The organism is Enterobacter sp. ZOR0014 (assembly GCF_000798855.1).
Taxonomy (GTDB): domain Bacteria; phylum Pseudomonadota; class Gammaproteobacteria; order Enterobacterales; family Enterobacteriaceae; genus Enterobacter; species Enterobacter kobei.
This window is the reverse complement of the sequence record NZ_JTLF01000107.1, coordinates 1-17,845: the sequence shown is the minus strand read 5'-3', so window position 1 is coordinate 17,845 and position 17,845 is coordinate 1. Positions and strand designations below refer to the sequence as shown.

Genomic DNA, 17,845 nt, shown 5'->3' with positions numbered 1-17,845 from the left:
GCTGCTATTTTACGCCCCGGCGCAGGCTCTCTCCAGCCGTTAATGGCGCAAAATCGGATAAGTGACCAATATCACACTAAAAAATGATCTAAAACAAAAACCACCCTTTTGACTGAGTCGCGATGGTCACATTTTTGCCAACCAGATCTCGTTTCATGAAACATGTTTGAAAATATTAATAAACAAACTTGCAACATCCCAGCTGGTCAGACCTATACTCTGGCCACTGGTCTGATTTGTCTGTCAAACCTCAGACCCTACACTTCGCGCTCCTGTTACGGTATGTAACAATTATTGAATAAAAATAACTCAATGAGGTTATGGTCATGAGCCAGAAAACCCTGTTCAACAAGACTGCGCTGGCAGTCGCAGTGGCAATCGTCTCCACTTCCGCCTGGTCAGCGGGCTTTCAGTTAAACGAATTTTCTTCCTCTGGCCTTGGCCGCGCGTATTCTGGGGAAGGTGCAATTGCTGATGATGCAGGTAACGCCAGCCGTAACCCTGCACTGATCATGATGTTCGATCGCCCGACCTTCTCTGCGGGTGCGGTATATATCGATCCTGATGTCAACATTTCTGGCAAGTCGCCTTACACAGGTGCGAGCCTGAAAGCGGACAATATTGCCCCGACCGCATGGGTACCCAACCTGCACTTCGTTGCACCTATTAATGAGCAATTTGGCTGGGGGGCGTCCGTCACGTCCAACTACGGCCTTGCAACTGAATTCAATAACAACTATCCGGCAGGTGAATACGGCGGTAAAACCGATCTGACGACGCTGAACCTGAACCTGAGCGGTGCTTATCGTCTGAACGACAGCTGGAGCTTTGGTCTGGGCTTTGATGCCGTCTACGCTGATGCAAAAATTGAGCGTTACTCCGGCGAGCAGACTGCCAGCCTGCCGAAAAACAGCAATAAAATTGCCAGCCTGAAAGGTGATGAGTGGGGCTATGGCTGGAACGCCGGTATCCTGTATGAGCTGGACAAAAACAACCGTTGGGGCCTGACCTATCGTTCCGAAGTGAAAATTGACTTCGACGGCGATTACAAGAGCGGCATCCTGGCGCCAGTCAACAACCTGGTTCCAGGCGCGGGTACCACCATTCCATGGGGCACCTCAAACCAGACAGTTCCAGGTTCACTGTCGCTGCATTTACCAGAAATGTGGGAAGTCTCCGGTTACAACCGCGTGGCACCACAATGGGCTATTCACTATAGCCTGGCCTACACCAGCTGGAGCCAGTTCCAGGAGCTGAAAGCAACCGGCAACAATGGTCAAACGCTGTTCTATAAGGATGAAAGCTTCCACGACGCCTATCGTATTGCGTTGGGTACCACCTACTACTACGATAAAAACTGGACTTTCCGCTCCGGTATCGCATTTGACGACAGCCCGGTTCCGGCAGACAAACGTTCCATTTCCATTCCGGATCAGGACCGCTTCTGGTTAAGTGCTGGTGCGACATATGCGTTCAACGAGAATGCGTCCATCGATGCGGGCGTATCTTATATGCACGGTCAGAAAGTGACGTTCCAGGAAGGTCCGTACGAGTTTACCTCTGAAGGTAAAGCCTGGCTGTTCGGTACGAACTTTAACTACGCGTTCTAAGCGCACTGAAATCGAAAAAGGTGAGCATCGCTCACCTTTTTTATTTATTCCGAATCGATATCTTTGAGTTCGTTTTCGATAGCCTTCGCGTTTGGATTCTCCTCCGGCTTCAGCTTGCCACCGTTGGCAATAAAATCGTGATTCTGGAAGTATGCTTCGCGCACCATAATGTAAGGATCGGAAGACTGGCGCAGCAGACCGTCTGAGTCGAGCAATTGCGCACGGGTTTCAATCCCTTCCACCGTCCATTTACCAATCGACAGCGGCCAGGTCAGCCACGACAGGACTGGATACAGCGTATCGACCATATCGCCACCATCATCACGCACGGTGAAGCTGCCATAGAACGGCAGGTGGACATACGGACCATAACCTACGCCATAATGCCCCAGGGTGCTGCCGAAGCGGTGCGGTTGTTCACGCTGCAGTTTCGGGTTCGCCATGCCAGCGACATCAATAAAGCCGCCCATCCCCAGCAGGGAGTTCAGGAAGAAGCGAGTAAAGTGCACCATCCCCTGATACGGGTCGCCCTGCAGGAAGTAGTTCACCATAACCGCGGGCTCTTCGAGGTTGCTGGTAAAGTTGCTTAGCCCGTTACGCGCAGGCTGTGGAACATAATCGCGCCATGCCACTGCCACCGGCCGAACCACATACGGATCCAGCACGTTGTAGTTGAAGCTATACATTGAGCGGTTAAATCCTTCGAGAGGATCGGAGCGTCCCGTTTGCTCCCCGGAGCTGGCGCAGCCCACAAGCATCGTCATGCCCAGCGCAAGCGCCGACAGCCGAAGTTTCATAAATATCTCCCTGTTCAGTATGGCTATCGTTGATTGCCATCCGTAACGAAGCATCTGGCGCTCCGTCTGTAAACGTGCAAGTGATTGTAACAGCACGTTTACCGATGTCTATGAGCACAAGCACGGGCAATAAACACCGTGGCTCTGATCTCAGCATAGCCTGGCTTTTGGAATTCGTTTCGCTGGCAATTTTATAATGCCTTTGAAAGAGATGTCTCACCTTTGTTGTCATTGCCGCCAATTTAAGAGCATCCCCACAGGCATCCTGATAAAAGCCGCTACGCTTAAAAGAAAGATCAACCTCCGGGAGCCGTTATGAAAGAAGTGGGTGAAGACAAAATTGCAGAGAGCAAAGAGGATATTGAAATTGAGAGCGAGGAGAAAGCGCGCGGCGAGAAGATAGAAGTTGATGAAGATCGCCTCCCCTCCCGCGCGATGGCAATTCACGAACATATACGCCAGGATGGCGAAAAGGAGATGGAGCGCGATGCCATGGCCCTCTTCTGGTCAGCCATCGCTGCGGGACTGTCAATGGGCGCGTCACTGCTCGCAAAAGGGATATTTCATGTTCAACTTGAGGGTGTCCCCGGCGGTTTTTTACTGGAGAACCTCGGCTATACCTTCGGCTTTATTATTGTCATCATGGCCCGCCAGCAGCTGTTTACTGAAAACACGGTGACTGCCGTTCTGCCAGTGATGCAAAATCCAACCCTCGGCAATTTCGGTTTATTGTTGCGTTTGTGGGGCGTGGTCCTGCTGGGTAACATTATCGGCACGGGTATCGCCGCCTGGGCGTTTGAATATATGCCGATCTTTGATGAACCTACCCGGGATGCGTTTGTGAAAATTGGCATGGACGTGATGAAAAACACGCCGGCCGAAATGTTTGCAAACGCCATCATCTCCGGCTGGATTATCGCCACGATGGTGTGGATGTTTCCTTCCGCAGGCAGCGCCAAAATTGTGGTGATCATACTGATGACCTGGCTGATTGCCCTGGCGGACACCACGCATATTGTGGTCGGTACCGTTGAAATACTTTATCTGGTCTTTAATGGTACGCTTCACTGGACTGATTTTTTCTGGCCGTTCGCCCTTCCGACGCTGGCCGGGAATATCTGCGGCGGAACGTTTATCTTCGCGCTGTTAAGCCATGCCCAAATTCGTAACGACATGTCTAACAAACGCAAAGCTGAGCTAAAGGCGCAGGAGAATGAGGGCAATTCGGCAAAAAAACGGGCTGAATGGTGACTCTTTGAGCAGTCAGGCGGCGATGCGCTTAACGCAAAGTGTAAATAACGCTATACTCGTGCCGCCTCGTCCCCTTAGTTAAATGGATATAACGAGCCCCTCCTAAGGGCTAGTTGCAGGTTCGATTCCTGCAGGGGACACTTTGACCTTTCTCTCTTTTTTCAGCCAATTTCGCCCCATCAACTCATTGAGCAGAGGCGTCCTGTTTTATTTGAGCATAACGCGTTGCCAGTTGTTTTAAATGCAGCTCAAGTTGAGTCTTCTCCCCTTCAGGAAGTACATTTCCAGCAGGATACTGCGACAGTCGTCGGAGCTGTTCTTCAGCCGGTATCGATTGATTAAATGACTGCATAGCTGAAAAAACCACTGACTTCAGCTCACTGACGGTCATGTATTTCCCCTTCTGCTCATCCAGACCGTTCAGGCGGTGACTCAACTTCTCCAGCGTCGCCATTCCCTGATGCCAGCCGTTCAGTTGTTCTGTTGGTAACGCCGCGGCATTCCGTTGCTGCTGCCACTGTTGAACCAGAGGCTTAGCCTGCTCCGGCCACAACATCTCAGCCTGTTCCGTGAGTTTTCGGCTGTAAGTCATACTCCAGTCAGGAGGCAATTTATCCAGCAGGGCAAGTTGCTGCTGCGTTTGCGCGATCGCCGTTTTCGGTAACGAAGATTGCTGGCGCAACGTTTTAAGCTGTTCAGATGACAGAGGTGCAGGTAAAGGTGACAATGAGGCTGCAAGCTGAGCCTGTAGCGGGTCAGGACGGTGAAGATACTGCCAACTCCATAATGCAAGTGCGCTTATCACCAGCATGGTCCCCATTCCGGCGACGAAAGATTTCCACTTTTTCATCGGACCGGGGATTGCCGTCTGAACGTCAACATTCGCCGGGTACTCCGACTGTGCGACATACACCCATTTTACTGCTTCGTTCCGGGCGTTATCTTCTTCAACAGGACCACTGGCAGAGACGGTTGCTCCCTCGCTGTTTTCCAGCCGGACAGCACTGTTGTGCATCAGGGTACGCAACGTATCGAGCTGACTCAGATGTTTAAGCTCCAGACGCTGCAGTACCTCTCCCAGTCCGGTAAGCAGTTGCTCCGCCCGGTACAGCTGGCTAAGGTCGCTGTAATTCAGCGGAAGCGAGCGCATCCGTTGCTGCAGGCGCTGACTCAGACTGCTGAGGATTTCCATGCGGGCATGAACCGGCTGTGGCCACATCGCCCCCCACTTATGACTAATCAGCGCCTCCAGTATCGCCAGGCCTTCATTGAGCCCGAATAATCCGGCCAGCTGCGTCCGAGCCAGCGTGTACCAGGCCAGCGTCTGAAGCTCCACGCCGTTCTGCTCAAACAGTGAAAGACAAAGTTTTTCGACATGCCGCCAGTTAACGTCTGGACGCGCCGGATGGGTGAGCTTACTCAGTTCATCACGCAGGGCGGTATAGTCCGGTAGCGTGCGCGGGTCGCCGCCGGTTTTGATTTTACGTGGGATAATGTCATTCATGGCCAGTCGTCCATTTGGCGTATCAGGAGTGAGTGAAGGTCGTCGTTTATGCGGCTTCGCGTGCTGCATATTCAGAGGGGGCTGCAGTACCCGCAGCTATGGCAGAAGCGCCAGAATCAGACCAAAAAATGTGCTCTCATCAAAACGCTGTCCAGAACGTGATAATGCACCCGCCGGAGTATAGGTCCAGTCGCTCACCGTACCTGAACGCATAAATAAACGCCCCAGTGACGATATGCTTCCTTTATTGTGAAAGACCGCTTCCACACATCCGGTCACGCCCTGACCGTACAAAAATACCGGCGTAAACGTTACAGACCGGTCGTCGTAATGCAGGACGATCCCGGGAATGTCAAAAGCCCCGCCCTCCACCAGCAGGTCCGTGACCGATGCAGTGAACAGCTCCATATTCAGTCCGGTACCTGTCAGCCACGCGTCCATTTGCTCCTGAAGCTGTGCCATTCGCTGGCGGAACGCTGCAATATCGGCCTGAGTTTTGCTGGTAAACGAAACCGGAACTGGCTGTCTGGCCTGTAGTTTTTTGAGGAACTGTGATTTTACTGACATGGTGTTTTCTGGCCTTACAGACGAGTTTTCGTATCGAGATATTGCTGTTGCTTAAGATGCCGCAGGAGAACCCGCCCTTCCGGCATAAACTCGGTGCCGTAGCGCACCAGGCCGATACCTTTGAGCTCAGCATCAATGGCATAACGCAGCTCGCCAGGTACGTTTTGCTCCAGCAGTACTACACATATCCTTTTCAGGCGGGGTTCATATTTGAGCAGGACAGCCGACAGGGTGCCCATCAGTTCATGGGCGGTACCTGGCATACCCTGGAGGATTTTGGTCATATCCGGCAGGCCATAGTCGGGCAGATGCGCCAGCGTGCCGGCGCGGCAGTTGAGAACGCGCTGCATGTTATCCAGTACCGACAGAATGACCTGATTTTCCTCGCTGACCTGGCAGAGGTTGAGGCCACCGGTGAAATTTCCGGTTAGCATTTCATACAGCGACGGCGTGTTATGTCCCTGGGGCATTAGTCGTCCTTAAGTGGTTGCAGTGTCAGAGAGTTATCGCCAGCCTCCAGAATGCGGGGTTTGTCCGGATCCAGTTCGCTGCGGTTGATTACCTGCTTCCAGGTATTGTTGGTCATATCCGGATGGCGAAACAGCCCCACCACAGCAACAAACTGTGCCGCTTCTTCCATGGGCATATCGAGGTTTGCATCACCGCCCGGTTTCACTACGACATCACGACTCGCCAGCAGGTCCTCTTTCAGAAGGGTGTCATCATCCTGAAGCAGTTGCTGATAGACCGTCTTATCAAAGGTTTTGCGGTCTTTGAGCTGGTAAATCCGGACCACCACAGGTTCAGACAACGAATGATTTTCCCGGGAGTCGGTGTTCAGCGCCTCGCGTGCGGTGAAGTCCAGATGCAGTACTTTAATTTTTTTATAGAACACGGCATTAAACGCTGACCTGGTACCGTCAGTAACGCTTTGCGTCACTCCGCAGCCCGTCAGAGAGAGTGCCATCAGGGGCAACAGCCAGCGCGTGGTCTTAGTTAAACTTGTACGTAACACGTCGGTTTCCTTGTTGTGGTTTCGCAGGCTCCAGCCCGCGGTAATAACCCAGCTCTGTCGTAAAGGTCTCAGGAATATCATCAGGAAGGCTGTCAGCTTCAGCTCCCAGCACGCCGTTCATTCCCAGCCAGAAAGGATTTTCGCCTAAAGGAGGGGCGGCCAGCAGTCGGACAGGCGTGGTCAGGGTGATCCTGGCCTTAAACCGCCATCCCAGGTACACCCGCAGCATCACCAGAAAATCCTGATAAAGCAGACCATCCGGTTTCCAGCCCTGCGCTTCCTGTTCGTTATCGGTCTTGAGCGCGACCAGCAGCTGGCTGCCCGCATCCATTGCTTCGTCCCCTAAAGGCGTATTGCCATCAAGCAGGAAATCGTCATCACCGTAAAAACCCAGCGGCTTACCGATCTCCACCGGTCGAAGGCAGTACGGGCTGACCTTTACGCGGGTATCCGGAGCAAGCAGGCTCACCAGCGCCTGCATCCCTTCCTGGGTTTTGCCTGGCTGCTGCAGAACGCCCAGCAGCGCCAGAAAGCGCGACACTGGCGTGGCAATATGGTTTGCCGTACCCGGTATACCCAGCCCCACCAGGCCCAGCAGCGACTGTGAAATGCTGTCGCTACCGCCCGGTTCAAACGTGGCAGGATAGGAGTATTTACGCCAGATGCGGTAAAACTGCGTCAGGATGCGGTGACTGAAGATATCCAGAAAGCCCTGCAGCGCGTCATGCCCTTCCCGTCGCTGCGTAATGTCATCGAGATAGGCCGTCGGTAACGGTGAGTCGACGCCGTACATCCCCATAAACGTGGTGCGAATAACCGGCGGCTTGCCGCTATCATCCTCGTCGTATTCAACCGCTTTCAGCTCGCTGGCCGGGAACCCCATCCCCGGATGCGGCGCAAAGCGTACCGGGTCATCCGCCGGATGGCTGGTCGATCCCAACAGCGGTCTGCCAGGATAACGTTTCTCCAGCAGCTGGCATAAACGGTAAAAGTTGATGCGGTGAAGTTCGGCTTCCAGCCGCGGGGTCAGCCGGGAATGCGCCGGTTGTGCTTCTCTTCCCATTCCAGGCGTTCTCCGATCGGTTGCAGAATAATAATCAGGCGGTTAAACAGATAGATATCGGTATAGAGCGCAAAGAAGCGGCTCAGCATCTCGCCGAACAGACAGATGTCGCCGCGCCCGGCAAAACCATGGCTATCGAGCGTGACTTCAATCTGCACGCCGCGAACAAGGTAACCCTGCTCGAAGCGCTCGGTTTCGCTGTGCTTCACATCAATGATCGCTTCCAGGCGACGGCGATTCATCTCGCTGTCGGTCCACTCATAGAGCGCCAGAGTGCCGCGCAGCACGTCGGCGTTGTCCATCATCGACAGGAAACCGCTGCCAAGGTGGCTCAGCACGCGCCAGTGGAAACGATCCTGGGCCGGGGGATAACAGGGAAGCGTTGGCGCACAGAGGTTACGTACGGCGATGCTGGCTGACGTGGTTTTCATCACCGTATCGAGCACGGTGCTTTGCAGCGCCCGTCGCGGAAGCTGGCCGTTGGTGCCGGTGAGCGTCAGGGACAGGCTCTCGTCTGCCGGTACCGTGTGGTTATCAAACGCTTCACCGCCAAGAATAAGCCAGGTATTGTGCAGACCCGACGGGCCGCGACGCACGCGGGTGTGGTAATAATATTCCGGCGCTTCATGGCGCATCATGCCGCCTTTGTGGCGGAAGCTGGAAAACGGCACGTAGGTATGCTGACTCGATGACATCACTGAATCGACCGCGTAAATCTCTGTATGACCGTCCTGCACGCGCATCGGCCGCAGCAGGTATTCAGTTTGCAATGAGTTGAGCGTAAGCGGGTCAGATTCCAGCGGGAACAGGTTTATCACCGGCACGCAGTTCAGGCGCAGATGCTTTTCGGTAAAGCTGAAGTCATACTCCCAGCGTTCCGCCAGCACCACGTCGATTTCAAACCAGGGAAGTTCAGCCGGAAAGACCACGCTTTCCAGACCACGCAGGCCGGTGAACATGAATTTCTCGCGGAAGGTGAAGTACTCCAGCAACAGCTGATATCCGCTAAAGCTGCTGCTGCCCTTCGGCCACAGGTCGTCGTCATCGCCAAATCCCAGCGCGGTGAAATACCCGTCGAGCGGTTTTCTGTCCATGCCGCCTGGCATCCGTAGCCACAGGCGAGCAACATTCATGGTAAAAGCTTCATGCATGGCGCAGGCGAGTGGTGCATCAGCGTTAAAGTAAAGCGGGATCAGGCTGAGATCGACACGGCTCCAGTCGGCAAGAGGGCTGCAGTTGAAGCGCAGGCTGATAACTGAACGCCCATCAGGATCGGTCGACAGGCGGGCGTGCTCCAGCGACAAGGGCTGAAGGGTAATCTCTTTGGTGGTGGTGTACCGGCAGCGCGTGCCCTTCTCGCCGATTGGCCGTGAATTAACCTCGAAGCCTTTGACAATACGCATCTGCTCTTTCATTTCACGCCAGTCAGGGGTGAATTCCACCACCGACATCGACGGAATCGTACGCAGGTAATGCGGCCATAACAGGCTGACCAGCCCTTCGGTCAGTTCGGGCAGATCATCGTCGAGTTTCTCACGCAGCCGACCCATCATGAAGGCAAAGCCTTCAAACAGGCGCTCCACGTACGGGTCCCGCGCGCCCGCTTTATCGAGGTTGAGCATTGCCGCCTGCTCGGGATGAGCACGGGCAAACTCTTCGCCGGCTTCCAGCAGATAGCGCATTTCGGCGTCGTAATAACGCAGGGTTAAATCGTCCATAAGAACCTGAATAATTATGTTTTAAATGTAAGCCAGCGTTTTACCCGCAAAGCACCGCACTGCTTGCCGGATCGAGCGCAATCAGACCGGACAGAAGCAAATCCATCTCAGGCTGAAGCCGTGATTTATCGGTTTCGCTGCGCGAGGCTTTCATGCGCAGCAGTCTGAGTCGGCGGGATTTGACTTCAAACAACAGCGCCGGTGTCCACTGCGTGAGGGTGATTGACTGTGCTGTACTGTCCAGCTCGCCCAGAAGATGGAGGGCAAGTTCATTTTTGCCCTTCTGCTCGGCTATACGCGCCATCAGCAGGCGCAGCAGCCATTTGTCTTTTGTGGCGTCGGTGCCCGGGCGGGTCTGCAGCCAATGGAGTGCCGCGTCCAGACCGTCCGTGTCCGCTTTCTCCAGCGCTTCAGGCTCGAGGGTCAGGATATCGTTATCCTCTCCACTGCCGGCACTGACCGGCTCATCCCGCCAGCCGGACATATCGTCCAGTACGCTCTGATTAATCCAGTTCAGCGTGAGCTCATCGGCAAATGGCGTCCCGTCATTAAAAGCCAGGGTTTCCAGTCCGGTAAGGCGGCGCAGCAGCCCTTTCAGGTCGGCGGTGATGATGTCGGCCAGCACATCCTGCCCCAACTTCACCAGCGCCTGATGGATATACCATTGCAGATCCAGCCAGAGGTGATTAGCGCCACGCGAGAAGGTGCTGTCCGCCTGCTCCAGTATCTCCAGCCAGCTCTGCTGCAGGTACAGGCGTTTCAGCATCGCCCGCTGGTCTGCCCGGGGTGGTTCAATGCGTGTTTTCCCTTCGGCATCCGGTGCAGGAATAGCGCTCAGGGTGTCGTGCCTCAGGCTCTTCATCAGCCGGTGAGCGGCAAGCCAGCCATCGGGTTGTTCACGCAGATACCCGGTCAACGTGCGTGCCTGCGCCAGCAGATCCTGACCGGACGTGATGCGGCTCATAACGGGTGCGTCAGACTCCGTCGAGTACGAAGCCGGGAGTTGGGGCTGATTACCGGCATTCTGAGGTACCACGGCATCCACGCCCCCCGCCTTCATCAGGCGGGATTCCAGCGCGCTGTACAGGGCATTCAGCTCGGGTCGTGACGTTTCCGGCTCTGTTTGCAGAGCGTCATGGATGAGCAACAGCGCGCCTGCCGTGCGAAGGGCATCATCGCGGACCACTTCTGGCCAGAGTGACAGGCTGTCAAGCAGACGAGAACCTGCAAGCCACTCAAGCGCGGGCTTACGGCTTCGCTCCCGCTGCGGATGAAGTTGCGTTCCGTAGCGCTGCAGCAATCCCGCCATTAACTCAAGCCCTTCGGCAAAGCCTGTTTCACCATCCTGGTGCAATCGCGCCCAGCAGTAATAGGTCGCAATGCGGATATCTTTGGCGGTAGTCGTCAGCAGTTTTTCGGCAAGCGTACAAATCAGTCCCGTATCGATACCGGAGAGTTTATTCACCTCCTCTCTTATACGCTGGAAATCATCGTCATACCCGGGGTCTTCTCCTGTTGCACGGGTCTCATTTACCGGGGCAAGCCAGGGGTGCCAGCTTTCCGTGCGTGCCTGAGCCTGCTTTCGCAGTTGGGTTTCGTCCGCCTGACAGGCGGCAATCAGATTCTGCAGAGTGTCCATTATTCGCTTTCGTCCATGTCATTGTCTTCGGTATTCGCCATCAGCGCCTGAGCCGTGGCCGCGCTGTCAACGCTGAAGATCTCATCCGGCAGCGTGAAGCCGCGCAAAGCCAGTAGCGCCAGCGGCCCACTGCCAAGCTGTGAACGCAATACCCATTGCAGGGTGCGACCATCCGGGGCGGTGAAATTCATCATCCACTGACTGCGGTCGAGCTGCTGGCGCTTGCTCTGATCCAGCCAGCGAATAAAGCCCCAGGTTCCGCTGTAGTCGCCGAAGAGACGCGCCCCTGCGTTAACCGTGGTCCAGGTCACCATGGTTCCCGGCTTATAAGTCTCTCCCGGCCAGCGGAAGGACTGCCAGTCAGCCATCTGGTTAAAGTAATGCAGCTTTTGTCCATCAATCGTCAGTTGCGTTTCCACAACCTGTGGTACCGGACGTGCCTGCAGTTCAAAGCTGATGCCCTGACTGCCATCGGTAAACAGAATGTCCGACAGCTGGGTCAGCTGATTAATGGCGCGCAGAAACGCCGGGTTAAAGTTTAACCCCTGACTGTTGACCTTATCCGGCACCCACTGGCTGCCTTCTTTGTGCAGCACACCGCTAAGTTCCGTATTCAGAAAGCGTTCAATACGCCCGCTGTCCTTACGTATAAACTCGGCAAGCATCGGCAAGGAAACATCACTCTTACTCGCCACAAACGGGAAGCGTCCGTCAAATGCCGTGTGCCAGTTCGCCACGACTGAACGGCTCCACTTATCATTCAGGCTGGCCGCAGACGGCTGAAGCACGGTCTCCCAGGCCTGAGTCAGCGGCTGCACAAACATCGTGCTGCCAAACCCGCTCCACTCTTCGCCAAGGCTTGCCGAAATCAGGCTGCCATACTGCTGAGTGTCAGTCAGATCCACGCTTTTGCCCTGGAACACGGTCTGCGCCAGGGTTTGCATCATCTCCTGCGGATCCGAGGCGTTTGCAACCTGCTGCAGACGCAGGCGTACTCGGGTGATGCGGGTCAGGTACGTCTGCAGGCTCAGCGAGTTGTCAGCCGACATGACGTTGCTGCCTTTATTTTTACCCAGCAGCTGAAGCAGCGGTCCGAAGGTTTCATCCAGCGGCCCCTGCGGTCCTGACGCAGACTGGTCAATCGCAGGCTTGTCTTTTCCGCCTACCAGATCCTTAGCCGATTTGAGGATCGAATCCGAAAGACCTTCGCTTTGCTGGCCGGTCTGTCCCTGCCAGGCGAGGGTATTCATCAGGGCAATCATCGGAGACTGGCGGACATCACTCATCAGGGTCAGCTGGTCCGTCACATCGGCAATATTGTTTGTCGGGTTGAGTTGCAGGCTGTTGAGGAAGCTCAACCAGCTGCCAGCAAAGTCGGTAAAGTAACGTTCTGTCAGACGGGCTTTGAGCGCTTCCGGCGACAGGTCAGCCGATACAGCCTTGTGTGAATCACTGAGTACCCAGTCGATTTCATCCCGACGTGAACGGGCTGCTTTCTCTATGGCCTGCTGAACGCCACCTTCCCATGCCTGACGAGAGAACATGCCCGGCACCACCTCCTCGGTGGTGAACAGTCGTCGCGCATCGGTACCGCTGGTCATGTCTTCCAGAGAGATATCTGCAAAGTTACGACGCACGGATTTGAGCATGTTCTCATACAGCGTACTTTCTGCATTGCGGCGGCCAATCTGCTGGAGCAGCACCTGACGACTCTGGCTGACCAGCTGCGCATCCGGCGTGATTTTCCACTGTGGCTGCTCAGGCAGTTCGGTGATGTAAAAGGCCCACAAGTCCGGCGACAGGCTTTGCCACAGGCCGGTTGAAATGCCCATGCGCGTAGGCTGCACGCTTTTCATCGTCTGGGCGTAATACGCGCCGTCGGCTTTATCCGGGCGAGCCATCATCAGCCAGGCTTTCAGCTGGTCATACCCCGGCTTCGCCAATTGCGCCCGCTGATCGCTGCCGGGCGCTGAGCCTACCAGCGCAGTGAGCTTCTGTGCCAGGGCGGCATTTGCCGGGTCGCGAATCAGGCGGTTGTTCGCCACGCCGTACCAGGGCAGCAACGCATCGAGCAACTGCTGGTTATGGTCAAGGCCAAAGCGCTGATACCACGGACTCCCCTCCTGAACATTGTGCAGCAGGCGGCCTGCGTCATTTCGCAGATCATGGAGTCCCGTCAGCTGATAGTCGGATACAGAAGGATGTTCAACCAGGTTGCGGGCTTTTCCTGCAACAGAGGAGATTTGTCCGTAGTTCATAGCAAAGGAGAGCAACAGACCAATGCCCCAGAGACCCACGGCCGTCATGATGCTCCATGCCAATGTGCGTTCCCAGGCAATACCAACGCGATGACCGCGGACGCGCATGCACCCTTCAGTAATCCCAATCCATGTTGCTGGCAAAGTTAGCGCATGTTTGTGTAATGACTGCACATGCTCGTGATCCAGATCCCTTCCAGTGTCCTCATTAAAAAGTTCAGGCTTATTTATCTGACTGAACATCAGCCCCCGCAATGGAACACGTTGCTGAGAACTGTGCAGCCACGGCGTCAGACGAGTTGCCCATAACTCACTTCCCCCTTGTTCAAGCTCCCGGGCAAGACGCAGCAGGAAATCATTTTGACGATTTTCAGCAATCTGCGAAAGTCCCTGTTCCCGTAGTTGTGGCAGTAACTTTCTGAGTTGTGTTGCTACAGTGTCTGGCATCGCCCGTGACGGCAGAGTGATACCAACCGGTTGCTGATCACGTCCTACCTGAGACCACTCACTACTACATAACCGCCACAACCAGACTGGAGCAGAATAACGCAGCACTTCGCTGATTTTCTCCAGCCCACGTAAATCGTTGTCGCTCGTCTGGACCGTAAGATTCAGCTCTTCATTAACCACACAGATAATTCCGTCCAGCGGACGGCCACGTCGCAATTTGCGAAGTGCGGTGTATTTTTCAACATCAACGTCCGAGGACAGGCTCCCACCATAAATCAATACCGTACGGTCACCTTCCTGCCAATGGCTGCTTTGTAGGCCGGGAATCAGTTTTTCGATGGCTGCTTCATCACCAGTAACTAACAGTAGACGGACTTTATTTTGCCACAAGTAGCCATAGCGTCGGCATAGATGAGCTTTTATAGGATCCTTTTTACTGGTTTTTTTATACTTATTTTGAAAATTAACTGCGAGAGACTTCCTACTCCTGATAGATTGAAACCAAGGCTCCCTGTGATAGAACCATACACCGAAATTCATCAACATAAGAAATACGGAAAATAAAAACATGCATAAGAACCAAAGGCTCACCTTTTCCTTAGATGATACCCACCCAAATTTTTCTCCATAATAGTAAGTCCCTATAGCAGTCAACATACCAAAGATAAAAAGACATGAAATAAGGCCAATAACCCTCCATTTCGCTGGGATGCTCAATTTAACGCTCCTTGTTATTATCAAACTGTTTTATAACATTAAAGACATAGTCATCACCAACGCTGGCGACCATTAAAACCGGCTCATCGTTTGTTTCTGATATCAATAATGATAAAACAAACGCCAACCAAAAATGGGCATCACCAAACTTACCCAGCATCAAATTTAAATGTTTTACCTCATAATTCCATTCGACATTCATAGATGCAGATGAAGCTCTGAATATTTCTAAAACATCCAAAGCATTCTCTTCGCTCATATTACTAAAAACTAACTTTGTCGTTCTTAGAACATCTGGCTGATAAGCTATCATATTTACGAAATTTTGTTTGGCTTGATTTTTATTGCATGCCATAGTTCGCAAAGCCACATTATTATTTTCTTTTTCTGGCATTTGCTTTTGATGAGTCACTATAAATATTGAGGCGAATTCTGATGAGTCAGGGCAATATCCCTCAACACCTTCAATGTTTGCAGATATAATTATTACTCCTCGATTCAACGCGATATCAGATAAAGTCTCAAATTCTTGCTCTAATGCTTTACTACAATAATAAATATCACCCAAACAATCATCATTAAAACCAACTGCTGCCCAACATTCTTTAAAAATCGAGAAAGTAATATAACTATTGCCATATGTAAACATGACATCAAAGATACAGAGTTCTTTCAATCCTAACAGCCTTGCTCTGACTGATGACAATAACTCATAAATCAATTGTTCTTCAGAGTATCTCGTTCCATTATGACCACGTATTTTCAATTGCTGATCTTTATATATCTCAACAGGATTGGACAATGCTATATCGGTCGGTATTACTGCAGATGGAAGAAATAAATTATAAGCGGACACATAAAACTTTTGATTGGCCCATTCAGTCCAGTTTTTCCTGGTTAATTCTGCTTCATGCTCTCTTGCTTCAGCCACTGACAAACACAATCCATAGTAATATGTTCGAACTGAAATGATTAAAAAAAAGGCAAATATTCCCCAAAAAAACAGAAATGCAGATAATTTTAATAGCTCACCACTTTCAACAGGAGCAATAACTCTAGCCCCCACCCAAAATACTGCCATAGACAATAAAAAACATAAAAGAGATAAAAACCACTTATTCCATTTCATTCCATGAACTTTATCGCACGGAGGAATTATTTGCACAGGCCAACTCATATTGCACCCCACAATTGTTAATGGCACCTTTCCAGCTTTTATTGTATTTTTCTTAATAGATTTGACCATCAGTTTTTAATTTAACATCTATATATGTCGGAGGTTCTTTGCCACGTATGTTAAGCATATATTTACAAAATAACCCATCCTGATAAAATAATTTCTGTGCGCTCAGTACATCAAGCCCAAACTCAACAACATCATTTCCCGATGGGGAGAACGATGAATAATAATAACCCAGTGCAGGACGCAATAATTTCACTGCTTCACACTCACTGAGTTTGTGGGCAACATCAGCATTTCGATACACACGCAAAATTTTGTTCACAACCAATATAAGCTTGATCTCACATACATTTGAATCAGTTAACCCAAGTGAGTGGCTTAATCTTTTTCTGCATTCACCATCGCCATTCACTGTATGAACCACCCCGTCTCCGTTAATATAAGACCACGTATTGATATTGCTTAATAACTGCTCCTTTTGCCATTTATCCAGAGCAGGAATCAATAGACCAAATACTGAGGGATCAAAATAACGAAGTAATATATCACCGAGTGATTTAATTGACTGTACAGCGGACAAAGCTATTTGTTCAGCAAGCTGTTCCCCTGTTAAATTCGTCGAAATCCACGCACAGACACTGCGACCCTCCCCCGCCTCAAGCTTCTCGTTTTTTATCTCGCTCAAAGAATGGTAAATACTACTATTATACAATTGATCATCCTTTTCGCTTAACTTACTAAGAGGAAACAGGTAAAGAGGTAAAGTGCCTTGAAGTTCTTTGTGCTGGAATATTATAGGGTAAGATTTATAAAATTTTAGGGTATCGTGTAAAAAAGATCCTGTTTGATATTCTTTCAAGGATGCATCTATCAGTAGAAAGCAACATCCATTTGTACCAAAAGCAGCACGTGTGATTTTTTCTTTTATATCTTTAAAAGAGTCACCATCCATAATTTACCCTTGCAGACTAATATTAAAAATAAACATAAGGTCATTAGCATCCATTTCACGCCAAAACCAACCCCCTCTTGAGTAAACCAACCCAGCACCAGGGCAAGAGGGTTTATTTTCGTTATCGGGATTGCACTATTTCCCCTCCCCCATGAAACATCACGAATATTACTCTGCTATTTTATTAAGATCACCTTTTTGATATACCCTACATTTCAAAGATATTCTCTAAATCTCTCAGAGCGAAAAGACCCCAGAGCCCCAGATATTTTCTCCAGAGGAGGCCATAAGGCGGCAAGGCAGGCGGAGGGGAAAGCTCATGCGTCCTGCCGTTCATCAACTCAATTTCCTTTTTTGTACACAGGTCGGCTAATTTCTCTGGCTCAACAAAACGGGAGCATACCTGCTAATTTTCAACTGAATTCATGAAATATACTTTATCGTTGCTTCGGGCTTTATTCTGGTCTGTCACGCTGCGGTTGAAGGGGGTGTTCCAATACACATTTCTCACATCATATCTGAAGGTCATCGTCTGAAATCCAGGTTACAACCACTTGCAGCAAAGTTATTGCCACCATGGCTTCCCGGATCAGTAAAATCTCCAGAACTTTGACTCCAAGTATCAGCAAACCTTCCCATTAAATATTTATGTTAGTTTACTTATAATAAAAAATACCATTCATTTTCTTAATTAATAGTAATACCAGTGTTCAAACAAGTAGCCAAATTTACGCGTTGGCCGTGGAGCATGAGAGTGGCTTGATGGTTCATACCATTTTCCTTTTTTTCTCTGAAGCCTCTCTCTTTTCTTAGTGACTTTTTTCAGGTTCACATGGGTAATTCCCTTCATCCCCAGCAAGTGAAAAATTTCCTCAGCCAGTTTACAACATGCAGGAGCATAGGCTTTGTAAGCAAAGAATGCAATTAAACCTGAGAATCCTCCGCCTCCCAATAACATCATCACAAACAACCAAAAATATGTAGTGACAAATGACACAAGCCCCTCCCAGGTTCCATCAATCACCTCATTAAGAACTCCCGCAAAAAGTACCATAAAAAAAATAATCCCCGTGAGAATAAACATATTTTTTATCCGCCAAAGCATATGCGCAATATGTCCC

The 17,845-nt window shown here is 51.4% G+C and carries 14 protein-coding genes and 1 tRNA gene; 3 read left to right on the top strand and 12 right to left on the bottom strand.

Annotated elements, in window-relative coordinates; genetic code table 11:
• Positions 1-326: 326 nt before the first annotated feature.
• The gene (fadL, locus tag L977_RS05110; RefSeq protein WP_014884687.1) at positions 327-1,610 is read left to right on the top strand and encodes a long-chain fatty acid transporter FadL; all 1,284 of its coding nucleotides are present in this window, start codon (positions 327-329) and stop codon (positions 1,608-1,610) included.
• Positions 1,611-1,654: 44 nt separating this feature from the next.
• On the opposite strand, the gene mlaA is transcribed toward fadL, so the two are convergent.
• Entirely contained in the window at positions 1,655-2,407 is a 753-nt protein-coding gene (gene mlaA, locus L977_RS05105) for a phospholipid-binding lipoprotein MlaA (protein ID WP_023338584.1), read from the bottom strand.
• 315 nt (positions 2,408-2,722) lie between these two features.
• On the opposite strand from mlaA, the gene L977_RS05100 reads away from it, so the two are divergent.
• Together L977_RS05100 and L977_RS05095 are read left to right on the top strand one after the other, a co-directional pair.
• Positions 2,723-3,658, top strand: coding sequence for a formate/nitrite transporter family protein (locus L977_RS05100; protein WP_047625108.1), 936 nt, complete (start codon positions 2,723-2,725; stop codon positions 3,656-3,658).
• A gap of 68 nt (positions 3,659-3,726) precedes the next feature.
• Positions 3,727-3,798 (top strand) — tRNA-Arg (locus L977_RS05095).
• Positions 3,799-3,842: 44 nt separating this feature from the next.
• On the opposite strand, the gene L977_RS05090 is transcribed toward L977_RS05095, so the two are convergent.
• The 11 genes from L977_RS05090 to L977_RS05040 form a co-directional block, all read right to left on the bottom strand.
• The gene (locus L977_RS05090) at positions 3,843-5,162 is read right to left on the bottom strand and encodes a VasL domain-containing protein (protein WP_047625105.1); all 1,320 of its coding nucleotides are present in this window, start codon (positions 5,160-5,162) and stop codon (positions 3,843-3,845) included.
• A 96-nt stretch (positions 5,163-5,258) separates the two neighbouring features.
• Entirely contained in the window at positions 5,259-5,729 is a 471-nt protein-coding gene (locus L977_RS05085) for a hypothetical protein (RefSeq protein ID WP_047625104.1), read from the bottom strand.
• A gap of 14 nt (positions 5,730-5,743) precedes the next feature.
• Positions 5,744-6,199 (bottom strand): type VI secretion system baseplate subunit TssE, encoded by a 456-nt coding sequence (gene tssE / locus L977_RS05080; protein WP_047625101.1) that lies wholly within the window; start codon positions 6,197-6,199, stop codon positions 5,744-5,746.
• Positions 6,199-6,744 carry a type VI secretion system lipoprotein TssJ gene (gene tssJ / locus L977_RS05075; RefSeq protein ID WP_047625099.1) on the bottom strand — a complete coding sequence of 182 codons (546 nt, stop codon included), beginning with the start codon at positions 6,742-6,744 and terminating at the stop codon, positions 6,199-6,201. Before tssJ ends, tssE begins: the two co-directional genes overlap by 1 nt.
• The gene (gene tssG / locus L977_RS05070; protein WP_047625096.1) at positions 6,722-7,807 is read right to left on the bottom strand and encodes a type VI secretion system baseplate subunit TssG; all 1,086 of its coding nucleotides are present in this window, start codon (positions 7,805-7,807) and stop codon (positions 6,722-6,724) included. Before tssG ends, tssJ begins: the two co-directional genes overlap by 23 nt.
• Positions 7,771-9,525, bottom strand: coding sequence for a type VI secretion system baseplate subunit TssF (gene tssF, locus L977_RS05065; RefSeq protein ID WP_047625093.1), 1,755 nt, complete (start codon positions 9,523-9,525; stop codon positions 7,771-7,773). Before tssF ends, tssG begins: the two co-directional genes overlap by 37 nt.
• A 40-nt stretch (positions 9,526-9,565) precedes the next feature.
• Entirely contained in the window at positions 9,566-11,164 is a 1,599-nt protein-coding gene (tssA, locus tag L977_RS05060; RefSeq protein ID WP_047625090.1) for a type VI secretion system protein TssA, read from the bottom strand.
• Positions 11,164-14,529, bottom strand: coding sequence for an ImcF-related family protein (locus L977_RS05055; protein WP_197061793.1), 3,366 nt, complete (start codon positions 14,527-14,529; stop codon positions 11,164-11,166). Before L977_RS05055 ends, tssA begins: the two co-directional genes overlap by 1 nt.
• 61 nt (positions 14,530-14,590) lie before the next feature.
• Positions 14,591-15,835: a hypothetical protein gene (locus tag L977_RS05050; RefSeq protein ID WP_156118159.1), complete on the bottom strand. Its 1,245-nt coding sequence runs from the start codon at positions 15,833-15,835 to the stop codon at positions 14,591-14,593.
• On the bottom strand, positions 15,819-16,724 hold the full coding sequence (locus L977_RS05045) for a DUF4123 domain-containing protein (RefSeq protein WP_047625082.1): 906 nt from the start codon (positions 16,722-16,724) through the stop codon (positions 15,819-15,821). Before L977_RS05045 ends, L977_RS05050 begins: the two co-directional genes overlap by 17 nt.
• A gap of 691 nt (positions 16,725-17,415) precedes the next feature.
• On the bottom strand, positions 17,416-17,845 hold a 430-nt coding region (locus L977_RS05040), incomplete at its 5' end, for a hypothetical protein (RefSeq protein WP_047625080.1).

What these genes read in the sequence shown, in the direction of transcription:
- fadL (WP_014884687.1), top strand. Translation starts at nt 327, where the DNA reads ATGAGCCAGAAAACCCTGTTCAACAAGACTGCGCTGGCAGTCGCAGTG.
- mlaA (WP_023338584.1), bottom strand. Translation starts at nt 2,407, where the DNA reads ATGAAACTTCGGCTGTCGGCGCTTGCGCTGGGCATGACGATGCTTGTG.
- L977_RS05100 (WP_047625108.1), top strand. Translation starts at nt 2,723, where the DNA reads ATGAAAGAAGTGGGTGAAGACAAAATTGCAGAGAGCAAAGAGGATATT.
- L977_RS05090 (WP_047625105.1), bottom strand. Translation starts at nt 5,162, where the DNA reads ATGAATGACATTATCCCACGTAAAATCAAAACCGGCGGCGACCCGCGC.
- L977_RS05085 (WP_047625104.1), bottom strand. Translation starts at nt 5,729, where the DNA reads ATGTCAGTAAAATCACAGTTCCTCAAAAAACTACAGGCCAGACAGCCA.
- tssE (WP_047625101.1), bottom strand. Translation starts at nt 6,199, where the DNA reads ATGCCCCAGGGACATAACACGCCGTCGCTGTATGAAATGCTAACCGGA.
- tssG (WP_047625096.1), bottom strand. Translation starts at nt 7,807, where the DNA reads ATGGGAAGAGAAGCACAACCGGCGCATTCCCGGCTGACCCCGCGGCTG.
- tssF (WP_047625093.1), bottom strand. Translation starts at nt 9,525, where the DNA reads ATGGACGATTTAACCCTGCGTTATTACGACGCCGAAATGCGCTATCTG.
- tssA (WP_047625090.1), bottom strand. Translation starts at nt 11,164, where the DNA reads ATGGACACTCTGCAGAATCTGATTGCCGCCTGTCAGGCGGACGAAACC.
- L977_RS05055 (WP_197061793.1), bottom strand. Translation starts at nt 14,529, where the DNA reads ATGTTGACTGCTATAGGGACTTACTATTATGGAGAAAAATTTGGGTGG.
- L977_RS05050 (WP_156118159.1), bottom strand. Translation starts at nt 15,835, where the DNA reads ATGGTCAAATCTATTAAGAAAAATACAATAAAAGCTGGAAAGGTGCCA.
- L977_RS05045 (WP_047625082.1), bottom strand. Translation starts at nt 16,724, where the DNA reads ATGGATGGTGACTCTTTTAAAGATATAAAAGAAAAAATCACACGTGCT.